Source organism: Streptomyces sp. E11-3 (assembly GCF_046540415.1).
Lineage (GTDB): Bacteria > Actinomycetota > Actinomycetes > Streptomycetales > Streptomycetaceae > Streptomyces.
Window position 1 is genome coordinate 3,425,893 of sequence record NZ_JAZGRL010000001.1, and the last position, 10,575, is coordinate 3,436,467.

The 10,575-nt window shown below is 70.5% G+C and carries 10 protein-coding genes and 2 pseudogenes; 9 read left to right on the forward strand and 3 right to left on the reverse strand.

Features of this window, described 5'->3' with window-relative positions; translation table 11 throughout:
• Positions 1-154 precede the first annotated feature (154 nt).
• Positions 155-1,036 (forward strand): DUF3152 domain-containing protein, encoded by an 882-nt coding sequence (locus U9R90_RS15680; protein ID WP_411057052.1) that lies wholly within the window; start codon positions 155-157, stop codon positions 1,034-1,036.
• A 2-nt stretch (positions 1,037-1,038) separates the two neighbouring features.
• Here the strand turns inward: U9R90_RS15680 and U9R90_RS15685 are convergent, their stop codons facing one another.
• Positions 1,039-1,464 carry a hypothetical protein gene (locus tag U9R90_RS15685; RefSeq protein WP_411057053.1) on the reverse strand — a complete coding sequence of 142 codons (426 nt, stop codon included), beginning with the start codon at positions 1,462-1,464 and terminating at the stop codon, positions 1,039-1,041.
• Between the two features lie 84 nt (positions 1,465-1,548).
• On the opposite strand from U9R90_RS15685, the gene U9R90_RS15690 reads away from it, so the two are divergent.
• The 4 genes from U9R90_RS15690 (at position 1,549) to U9R90_RS15705 (ending at position 4,569) form a co-directional block, all read left to right on the forward strand.
• Complete coding sequence (locus U9R90_RS15690) at positions 1,549-2,364, forward strand: helix-turn-helix domain-containing protein (protein WP_411057054.1); 816 nt, start codon at positions 1,549-1,551, stop codon at positions 2,362-2,364.
• A complete protein-coding gene (locus U9R90_RS15695) occupies positions 2,361-2,549 on the forward strand; it encodes a DUF397 domain-containing protein (protein ID WP_411057055.1) in 189 nt (62 codons plus the stop codon). The genes U9R90_RS15690 and U9R90_RS15695 overlap by 4 nt, the downstream gene beginning before the upstream one ends.
• A gap of 296 nt (positions 2,550-2,845) precedes the next feature.
• Positions 2,846-3,925 (forward strand): hypothetical protein, encoded by a 1,080-nt coding sequence (locus tag U9R90_RS15700; RefSeq protein ID WP_411057056.1) that lies wholly within the window; start codon positions 2,846-2,848, stop codon positions 3,923-3,925.
• Positions 3,926-3,984: 59 nt separating this feature from the next.
• Positions 3,985-4,569, forward strand: coding sequence for a Uma2 family endonuclease (locus U9R90_RS15705; protein ID WP_411057057.1), 585 nt, complete (start codon positions 3,985-3,987; stop codon positions 4,567-4,569).
• A gap of 25 nt (positions 4,570-4,594) precedes the next feature.
• On the opposite strand, the pseudogene U9R90_RS15710 reads toward U9R90_RS15705, so the two are convergent.
• Both U9R90_RS15710 and U9R90_RS15715 read right to left on the reverse strand, forming a co-directional pair.
• Positions 4,595-4,840, reverse strand: a pseudogene (locus U9R90_RS15710) (hypothetical protein); the annotation flags it as partial.
• Positions 4,841-4,935: 95 nt separating this feature from the next.
• Positions 4,936-6,300, reverse strand: coding sequence for an aspartate aminotransferase family protein (locus tag U9R90_RS15715; RefSeq protein ID WP_411057058.1), 1,365 nt, complete (start codon positions 6,298-6,300; stop codon positions 4,936-4,938).
• 185 nt (positions 6,301-6,485) lie between these two features.
• Between U9R90_RS15715 and U9R90_RS15720 the strand changes: the two genes are divergently transcribed.
• The 4 genes and pseudogenes from U9R90_RS15720 to U9R90_RS15735 form a co-directional block, all read left to right on the forward strand.
• Positions 6,486-7,121, forward strand: coding sequence for a type 1 glutamine amidotransferase family protein (locus U9R90_RS15720; protein ID WP_411057059.1), 636 nt, complete (start codon positions 6,486-6,488; stop codon positions 7,119-7,121).
• Positions 7,118-7,567, forward strand: a pseudogene (locus U9R90_RS15725) (MarR family winged helix-turn-helix transcriptional regulator); the annotation flags it as partial. The gene U9R90_RS15720 and the pseudogene U9R90_RS15725, both read left to right, overlap by 4 nt.
• A gap of 247 nt (positions 7,568-7,814) precedes the next feature.
• Positions 7,815-9,509, forward strand: a complete 1,695-nt coding sequence (locus tag U9R90_RS15730; protein WP_411057060.1) for a serine/threonine-protein kinase — start codon at positions 7,815-7,817, stop codon at positions 9,507-9,509.
• Positions 9,510-9,609: 100 nt separating this feature from the next.
• Positions 9,610-10,575: serine/threonine-protein kinase (locus U9R90_RS15735; protein WP_411057061.1), on the forward strand; the 966-nt coding region annotated here is incomplete at its 3' end.

Genomic DNA, 10,575 nt, shown 5'->3' on the forward strand with positions numbered 1-10,575 from the left:
CCCGCCCGTCCCCTGGCCCTCCCGTGCCCCCTGCCCCCTGGTCCTCTGGCGGCAATAGACTCCCTCGGGGATATTTGTTTACTCGGGGGATAGTTTTGTTCGATGAGGGGGGCCTTGTCTTGACCACGTCCATATCCACATCCACCACCGCTTCGTGACCGGCGCGAAGCAGACCGCGCAGTCCGCAAGAGCACACCGCGAGCGACGAAGACGTACGCCGCGCGTACACCCCGGCCGCGTCCTGGCGACCAGTCTCGCCATAGGCGGCTTCGGCGCCTGTGCCGTCGCGCTGCTGCCCCAGGACCGTGGCCCCGAAGTGCAGCAGCTGACGGCCCCGGCGCCGCTGCGCCCCGCCCCGGCGACGACACCGGCGGAGCCGTCACCGCCCGAGCCCCGCGCTGAACCCGGTTCCCGGTCCAGCCCCCGGTCCGCTCCCTCGCCCGCAGGCTCGCCCTCGTCCGCACCCGTGGTCCCCGCCACCGGGCGCGGCACGTTCACCACCGGCTCCGCCTCGGGCGCCACGGCCGGAAGCGGCAGGATCTGGCGCTACCAGGTCGAGGTCGAGGACGGCACCAGGCTGTCCGCCGACAAGGCCGCGCGCGAGGTCGCCGCCGTACTCGCGGACCCCCGCGGCTGGGCCGCCAAGGGCACCCGCGCCTTCCAACTGGTCACCTCCGGCCGTACCGACTTCCGGGTCAGGATCGCCACCCCCGCCACGGTGGACCGCCTCTGCGGGGAGTACGGCCTGGACACCGGCGGCGAGGTCAACTGCCGGGTCGGCACGTCGGTCGTCGTCAACCTCAAGCGCTGGATGCTGGGCTCGCCGAAGTTCGACGGACCGCTCTCCGAGTACCGCGCGCTGATCATCAACCACGAGGTGGGCCACCGCCTCGGGCACGGCCATCTGACCTGCGCCGGGCCGGGACACCTGGCACCCGCGATGATGCAGCAGATCAAGGGACTGCACGGCTGCGTCGCGAACGCCTGGCCCTTCGACGAGCACGGCACCTACATCGACGGGCCGAAGGCCGACTGACCTCACGCCTGCCCGTGGGCCCGTCCATGGGCCAGCCGCCCGTGTACGGCGTCCCACAGCAGCTCCGGTACGACGTACGGCGCGCTCGGCGTCGGCGCGGAGAGCCAGGCCAGCGGCCAGGTGTTGCCCTCCAGGGCCGGGACACCGACGTACGTCACCGTCCGCTGCGCACGGCCGAAGCGCTGCACGCCGAGCGGCCAGCGATACGCGGCGGTCGTGCCGGGCGGCAGCAGGAAGTACATCCACCGGAACCCGGCGGCCTCACAGATCACGGGCCCCGCGTCCCCGTCCGCCGCCTTCATCAGGTCTGCGGCCACCTGTTCGCCGCGTACGCCCTGGACGCGTACCGCGTCGAAGTGCACGCCGGTGCGCCGGAGATGGTGTCCCGCGAGGGGGACCCAGTCGGGTCGGGTTGTTTCTGTTGCCATGGTCACACGGTGGCGGTCAGCGGGCTACGCTCGGTAGTGACCCGGGGGATACACGCAGCCGTGTCCCGGTCGGAGGTGGGCGCTGTGTCCGTTCAGTACAACTCCAACTCCCATGCGTCGCCGCCCACCTGGCGCTACGGCGGCAACCAGATGAAGCGGTGGCGCAACAAGTCCGGCATCAGCCGAGAGGAGTTGGGCGAGGCCGCGAACTACGCGCCCGACACCATCAAGGCGATGGAGCAGGGCGTACGGATGCCGACGCCGCGTGTGCTGGATGTGGCGGATGAGTTGTGCCATGCGGAGGGGTTGCTGAGTGCGGCCAAGGACTACCTGCGGTTGGAGAAGTTCCCAGCTCGGGCACAGGACTTCATGGCGTATGAGCGGCAGGCGATTAGCTTGTGGTGGTACGAGGTGACACTAATCCCTGGGCTGCTCCAGACGCAGGCGTACGCACAGAAGCTGATCAGCAACCACTTTCCGCCGCTGGAAGAAGAGACCACAGAGGAACGAATCGCGGCACGGATGGAGCGTCAAGAGCTCCTGGACCGAAAGCCACTGGTGGCGTGCAGCTTCATCGTCTACGAAGCCGTTCTGCACGGCCCACACGTAGACAGCGAACAGATGCTCCGCCTACTGGAGATGGGGCAGCGCCCCCACATCTCGATTCAGGTCTTGCCGTATGCCAGGGCGACCTCTACCGCTCTCATCGGCCCGATGGTTCTGCTGGAGACGGGCGACCGAGAGCGATTCGCCTACTCAACAGGGCAGTCGGTGAGCCAACTGACTCTTGAACCAGAGGTAGTCAGTTCACACACTGAGCGTCTTAGCATGATCCGCATGGAGGCCCTCGGAACCGAGGAGTCGGCCCGATTCATCGAGCAGACGGCGGAGAAGCTATGACGGATGAGCGGAAGTGGTTCAAGTCCAGTTACAGCGACTCTGAAGGGGACGCCTGCCTCGAAGTCGCCGCCTGTCCCTCCACCGTTCACATCCGGGACTCCAAGCTGCTGCCCGCGAGCCCTGAGCTGAACGTCCCCGCCGATGCCTGGGCGGCGTTCGTTTCCGCAGTTCAGCCCGGGGCTTGAGCCCCGGGCTTCGGGCTTCGGGACCCGAGCCCTCTACTGCGGTTGGTTTCTTTAATCACGGGACGAAAAACCTTCCAACCGCCCCTCTTTGACAGCGGGTTGGGGCGCGTCACCCGCAAGGGTGACTTTGCGTGATCGGCTTGCGCCGGAGCGTAAAGTCGCTCTAGCTTCGCGGCATAAGACGGCCTCGGCCGGTGCGCCAACACCGGGACCGAGGCCTAGCCTGACGGATCGAATAGAGGTCGATCGTGGCTTGTCCCCAGCCTAGTCCTGTCCTGCCGTCCCCGGACCACCCCATGGCCAAAATGGGCTACGGGAAGCGCCTCGCGGGTGACGAAGACCCGGCCCTCGAAGCGGATTTCGCGCATCTGTGCCAGCGGGACGCCGAGATCGCCGTCTTCATCGACCACCTGCCGGGCGGCTCCGCGATGGGGCACAAGGTCATCGCCGCCGAGCACCCCCGCTACGGCCAGCAGGCCGTCCGTACGTCACTGGGGCGGCTGGCCCTGGCCGGACACCTGCGCTGGATCAAGGAACACATCACCATCGCGGACGGCTCGATGCGCTGGGTGACCAGGACGTACTGGTGCCGGGTGCCCAAGTCCAAGGCCTGGTGGGCCGAGTACGCCCGTGAGCGCCACGGCGTGGACGTGACCAGCGACCACATGCCGGGGCTCATCCACCTGCCGACGCCGGAACCGGAGTGGGAATCCGAGCCCGAGGCCGAACCCGAGCCCGAACCCGAGCCCGAGGCCGAACCCGGGCATGAGTCCGAACCCGAACCCAGCCCCGCCTACCTCGCGCTCGCTCAACTCCGCCGCGCCGACCGCCGTATGGCCCTCACCGAGGCCGACTGCCGCAACCTCGAACCGCTCGCGGCCGAGTGGCTGGCCCGTGGCTCGACCCTGCCGGATCTCGTCCGTGCCCTCACGGCCCAGCTGCCGGACCGTATCCACCATCCGGGCGCTCTCGCCCGTAAACGACTGGAGGCCAGAATGCCCCCCAAGCCGACTGCCAACGACGATGACGTCGTCGAGTTCGTCAACGTCGACAGCATGCCTCCACAGCGGGGGCGGGTCACCAAGGTGGTGATGCTCTGCGGGATGTGCCAGGAGCCCGAGACCACCACCAAGCTGACCGACGGCCTGTGCGACGACTGCCACCAGGAGCTGAACGACGACGTGGCGGTCGTGGAGGACGTCGCGTACCTCGGGGTGACCTCAGGCCGCATGCTGCGGGAGAAGTACGAGCGCCGCACCGGTGGCCCGGTGCCCGACACCTTCCGCGCCTACCCGGTCGAGGACCACCTGCACTACCACTTCCGGGACGCGCGCGAGCGCATCGCCTCGGGGCTCAAGCCGAGGAAGCGCGTATGAGCGTGCAAGACGTGCGGGACGCACCGGTCAGGGCAGGATGGAGGGGAGGAGGCGTTGCCATGACCGCCAGGACCCCCGCCCACGCTCAGCCCCAGATGTCCGTCGAGGAGTTCGAGGAGCTGGAGCGGCGCGCGCCCGAAACCGTGCGGCTCGAGTTCATCAACGGAAAGGTCACGGTCAAGCCCATGCCGGACGGCAACCACAGCGAGATCTCCATGTGGCTGCTGGAGCAGTGCATGCAGCAGCGCCCCGATCTGAGGCTTCACCCCGAGCGAGGGCTGCGGACCGAGGCGTACCGCAAGGGACGTGCCCGTGCGGACGGAGTCCTGGTCCCGAAGGGCAGCCTCAAGGGCAAGGCGGAGTGGGCGGAGACCAGTGAGGTGCTCATGGCCGTGGAGATCACGTCATTCGACTCCGACACCACCCAGCGCGACCGCGTCGAGAAGCCGGACGGCTACGCGGCTGCCGAGATCCCGGTCTACCTCCTCATCGACCGGGACGACTACTCCGTCACCGTCTTCACTGACCCGGAGGGTGGCCGCTATCGGAGCCAGGTGACCCGAGCGTTCGGGGCGGTCGTCGAGATTCCTGCCCCGGTGAACATCACCCTGGAGACCGAAGCCCTCAAGGAGTTCGTGGACTGAGGCGCGGCGCCGGGGCAGCCGGGTCTCAGCTGAAGACGAGCATCGAGCCCTGGGCCAGGCTGCGGGTGGCCGCCGCGTGCAGGCCCAGCCAGACATGGCGTTCGCGGGCGAAGGGGTTGTCGTCGTAGGGGGGCGCGGCGGCCGGTTCTTCCAGGGATGTGGGGCCGGAGGGCGGGTGAGGTGCCGCTGGGGGGTTGGCCGGGTCGATGCCGATCGAGGGGGCCACGTACTCCAGCTCCCGCAGCAGGGTCTGCGAGGAGCCGAGGGGGCCGNGTGGGGGCGGGGGCCGCGGGTTGGGTGCGGGTCAGGGATTTAGCCCCCACCCCGCCCCTTCCCGAAAGGCCTCAATCGCCGGACGGGCTGAATTCAGGCGACGTGCTCGTCCGCCACCGACAGGGCCTCGTCCAGGAGGGTCAGGCCCTCCTTGGCCTCCTCCGCGGTGATGTTGCAGGCCGGGACCACGTGGGTGCGGTTCATGTTGACGAAGGGCCACAGGCCGGTCGACTTGCAGGCCGCCGCGAAGGCCGCCATGGGGGCGTTGGCCTCGCCCGTCGCGTTGTACGGGACCAGGGGCTCGCGGGTCTCCTGGTTCCGTACGAGGTCCAGGGCCCAGAACGCGCCGAGGCCGCGCACCTCGCCCACGGACGGGTGGCGGGCGGCGATCTCCCGCAGGGCGGGGCCGAACACGTCGGTGCCCAGGCGCGCGGCGTGCGCGACGACGCCCTCCTCCTCCATGACGTTGATCGTGGCGACCGCGGCCGCGCAGGCCAGCGGGTGCCCCGAGTAGGTGAGCCCACCGGGGTACGGCCTCCTGGCGAAGGTCTCCGCGATGGCGGGCGAGATCGCCACGCCGCCCAGCGGGACGTATCCGGAGTTGACGCCCTTGGCGAAGGTGAGGAGGTCGGGTACGACGTCGGCGTGGTCGGCGGCGAACCACTCACCGGTGCGCCCGAAGCCCGACATCACCTCGTCCAGGATGAAGACGATCCCGTACCGGTCGCAGATCTCCCGCACCCCGGCCAGATAGCCCGCCGGCGGGACCATGATCCCGGCCGTGCCCGGCACCGTCTCCAGGATGATCGCGGCGATCGAGGCCGGGCCCTCGAAGGCGATGGTGTCCTCAAGGTGGGCCAGCGCGCGCTCGCACTCCTCGGCCTCGGTGGTCGCGTAGAACGCCGAACGGTAGAGGAAGGGCGCCCAGAAACGTACGACACCCGATGTGGCGGTGTCGGAGGCCCAGCGGCGCGGGTCGCCGGTCAGGTTGATCGCCGTCGAGGTCGCCCCGTGGTACGAGCGGAAGGCGCTGAGGATCTTGGGGCGGCCGGTGTGCAGGCGGGCCATCCGCGCGGCGTTCTCGACGGCCTCGGCGCCGCCGTTGGTGAAGAAGATCTTGTCCAGGTCGCCAGGGGTCCGCTCGGCGACGAGGCGTGCGGCCTCGGAGCGTACGTCGATGGCGAAGGCGGGCGCGAAGGTCGTCATCTTCGCGGCCTGCTCCTGCACCGCGGCGACGACCTTGGGGTGCTGGTAGCCGATGTTGGTGTAGACGAGGCCGCTGGTGAAGTCGAGGTAGCGGTTGCCGTCGTAGTCCCAGAAGTGCACGCCCTCGGCACCGGCCACGGCGAGCGGATCGATCAGTTCCTGGGCGGACCAGGAGTGGAAGACATGCGCGCGGTCGGCGGCCTTGACGGCCGCGCCCTTCGCGGGGTCGGCGGGAACGCGATGAGGGGTCATGTGCCGAGCGTAAGCGTCCGAGATGCGGACAAAACATCGGCGCCCTGTCTGCGGTAGCGGGTCCGCCGACGACAGTGTGTCGACGTCCACGGAAACCCCGTCTATGGAAATCTATTGACAGCATGCTGTCTATTTGACAGCATGCTTACATCAGATAGGCAGTGAGAGGCAGTGAGGCGAGAGTCATGAACGACAGCCACCGCAAGACCGCGTACGTAGCCCTCTACAACACCTACGCCGACTGGGAGTCCGGGCACGCCATGGCCGAGCTCGCCCGCAACGGCTACGAGATCCGTACCGTGGGCCTGACGCTCGACCCGATCACCACCATCGGCGGGCTGCGCATCCAGCCCGACCTCACGCTCGACGACGTACGCGCCGAAGACGCCGCCCTGCTGCTCCTGACCGGCGCCGAGCTGTGGGACAGCGGCGACGAGCTGGCCCCCTTCACCCAGCGGGCCCGCGCCTTCCTGGACGCGGGCGTCCCGGTCGCCGCGATCTGCGGCGCGACCGCCGGTCTTGCCCGCGAGGGGCTGCTCGACGACCGGCCGCACACCAGCAACGTGTCCTTCTACCTGGCGGCCACCGGGTACAAGGGCGGCGAGCAATACGTCGAAGCCGACGCGGTGACGGACGGCGATCTGATCACGGCGGGCGCGACCGAGCCGGTGGCGTTCGCCCGCGAGATCCTGGCGCGGCTCGGGGTGTACGAGGGTGAGGTGCTGGACGCCTGGTACCGGCTGTTCCACGACTCGGACGCGGCGGCGTACGAGATCCTCGCGGCAGCGCAACAGGAGTCGGCTCAGCAGGAGTCGCAGTGAGGGAGAGTGAGGCCCTCAGCCGGACGGCGCTCGGCGTCTTCCGGCTGAACGGCCAGTTCCTGGCCGTGTCCGAGAAGCTGGCTCAGCCGGCGGGGCTGACCGCGGCGTGGTGGCAGGTGCTCGGCGCGGTGCTGCGGGAGCCGCTGACCGTCGCGGGGATCGCCCGCGCGATGGGCATCACCCGGCAGAGCGTGCAGCGGATCGCCGATCTGCTGGTCGGCAAGGAGCTCGCGGCGTACGTCCCGAACCCGGCGCACCGCCGCGCCAAACTCCTCACCCCCACGGACGAGGGCCGCGCGGCGATCGCCCGGATCGAACCCGGCCACGCGGAGCTCGCGCGGCGGCTGGCGGCCGAGCTCGGGGCGGAGGAGTTCGCGGAGACGGTACGGGTGCTGGAGCGTCTGTCGCAGGCGCTGGAGTCGGTGACGGAGCCGGGCGCCGAGCCGGACGGCAGGCCTGGCGCCGGGTCGGGCGACAAGCCAGGCGCAGAGCCGGACGGCAAGCCTGGCGGCGAGCCGGGCGGCAGGCCTGGCGCCGAGCCGGGCGGCAGGCCTGGCGCCGAGCCGGACGACAAGCCGGGCGACAAGCCAGGTACCGCAGCCGCGGCGGCCGTTACCGAACCGTAGAGGAGCCCCGCACTCCCCCGCACTATCCTCAATCCCGTTGGGGTTGTACGGGGGAGGGACACCGCCAATGGAGAAGCTGAGCCCTGGGGACCCGCCGGCCATCGGCGCGTACCGCCTGCTGGGCCGACTCGGCGCGGGCGGCATGGGGCAGGTGTATCTGGCCCGTTCGGAACGCGGGCGGACCGTCGCGCTCAAGGTCGTACGGACCGAACTCGCCGGGCGGGACGAGTTCCGGGAGCGCTTCCGGCAGGAGGTCGCGGCGGCGCGGCGGGTGGGCGGCGCGTGGACGGCGCCGGTACTCGACGCGGACACCGAGGCCGAGGTCCCCTGGGTGGCGACCGGCTATGTCGCGGGCCCGTCCCTGCAAGCCGTCGTCGCGCGGGACTACGGGCCGCTGCCCGAGCGCTCGGTACGCACGCTCGCCACGGGGCTGGTCCGGGCGCTGGTGGACATCCACGCGGCGGGCCTGGTCCACCGCGACCTCAAGCCGTCGAACATCCTGCTCACGATCGACGGCTTCCGGGTCATCGACTTCGGCATCGCCCGCGCCCTGGAGACCTCGACGGCCGACGGCCTCACCCACACCGGCGCGCTGGTGGGCTCGCCCGGCTTCATGGCCCCCGAGCAGATACGCGGCGACCGCATCACCCCGGCCTGTGACGTCTTCTGCCTGGGCGCCGTCCTGGCGTATGCGGGTACGGGCGCGCTCCCGTTCGGCACGGAAGGCAGCGGCGTCCACGCACAGCTCTTCCGCATCGCCCAGGAGCCGCCCGACCTCACGCGACTCCCCGAAAGCCTGCAGGACCTGGTGGCCGCCTGTCTGGCCAAGAATCCGGCCGCCCGCCCCTCGCTGACCGAGATCCTGGCCCGTGCGGGCGCGGACGCCACGCTGCCCGACGGGCGCACCCGCGAACCGTGGCTTCCGGGCACGCTCGTCGCCCAACTGGGACGTCATGCGGTCCAGTTGCTGGAGGCGGAGCTTCCGGAGGAGGGGGAGCATCCGGAGGAGGGGGCGCGGGAGGAGACGCCTCGCGAGTCGCCCCGCGAGTCGCCCCGCGAGTCGTCCAGTGAGACACCGCGGGAGACACCCCGCGAGTCGCGTCCGACCGTGGCCGCGCCGCCGCCTCCGCCGCCGCCCCCGTACGTGCCGCCCACCCTCGTCTACGGGAGCGTCCCGCCGCCTCGGCGGAGCGGGCGGATGTCCGCCATGCTGATCGCCGTGGCGGTCGTCGTCGCGCTGGGGGCGGGGGGCTCGGTGTACGCGGTGATGAAGGGCGAGGGTGTTCCGTCCACGGCCACGCCGAGCGAGTCCGCCGAGTCCGCCGAGCCTGGTGCGCCTCCCGAGACCGCCGAGCCCTCTCAGGCCGCCGAGCCCGCTGAGCCCGCAGAGCCCGCTGAGTCGGACAGCGCACCCTCGGCCGCGGGGGAGATCCCTGACGAGTTCCTCGGTGAGTGGCGGGCCAGTTTTCAGGCGCAAGGGGGTACCAACACACGGGTGTTGACCATCCTTCAGGGTGGTACGGGTGACACCGTCATGGACCTCACGGGACGCGGTCCGAACCACGACTGCCGCTGGGAGGCGTCGCTCCGGTCCGTCGGGGACGCGCTCATGTTCAGCCCTTCGCGTGTGGTCCAGGGCAGCCCGGACAGCTGCAAGCCGGGGCCGGTCAGTCGGCTGCGGCTGAGGGACGGCGGAACGCTCGTACGGGAGCTGGTGGGCAGTGGCGGTGTGCCGCTGACCTACCACAGACAGACGTCGTAGACACCGTTCGGTCGTTTCTCTTACCGCCGGCCCGCCGTGCCCTTAACTTGGCGAGTGAAGCCCAGTTCAGGGGATGCTCAGGGGACGACCGGGGGACCTCATGGAGCCACTCACGGGTGAAGACCCACTCCGGCTCGGCCCCTACCGGCTCCTCGCGCGCCTCGGGTCCGGCGGTATGGGACGGGTCTATCTGGCGCGGTCCGAGGGCGGGCGGACCGTCGCGCTCAAGGTCGTACGGGCCGAACTCGCCGGGCAACCCGAGTTCCGGCAGCGCTTCGCGCGTGAGGTCGACTCCGCGCGGCGGGTCGGCGGCCAGTGGACCGCGGCCGTACTGGACGCGGAGACCGACGCCGAGCTGCCCTGGGTGGCGACCCGCTACATCCCGGGACCGTCCCTGTACACCGTCGTGGCCCGGGACTTCGGCGCCCTGCCCGAGGACTCCGTACGCGTCCTGGCCAACCGGCTCGCCCTCGCGCTGACCGCCGTACACGGGGCCGGTCTCATTCACCGCGACCTCAAGCCGTCGAACGTGCTCATCACGATCGACGGCCCGCGCCTCATCGACTTCGGCATCGCCCGCGCCCTGGACATCGCCACCGGCGGGCTCACCCGCACCGGCATCGTGATCGGCTCGCCCGGCTTCATGTCCCCCGAGCAGGTGCGCGGGGATGAACTGACCCCGGCGAGCGACGTGTTCTGCCTCGGCTCGGTCCTGGCGTACGCGTCGACCGGACGGCCCCCGTTCGGGAGCTTCGACAGCGGGCCGCACGCGCAGTTGTTCCGGGTCGCGGAGGGTGAGCCGGATCTGGCGGGGGTCCCGGCCGGACTGCTCGGACTCGTACGCGCGTGCCTGGCCAAGGACCCGGCCGCCCGCCCCTCTCTCGACGAGGCCGTCGCCCGCACCCGGTCGGGACCGAACGGGCCGTGGCTGCCGGGTGAGCTGCTGGAGCAACTGGGGCGGCATGCGGCGGAGTTGCTGGATGCAGAGGTGGACGTGGGGGACAGGGGGCAGCCCGAGCCTGAGCCTGAGCCAACGCCCGAGCCCCAACCCCAACCCCAACCCCAG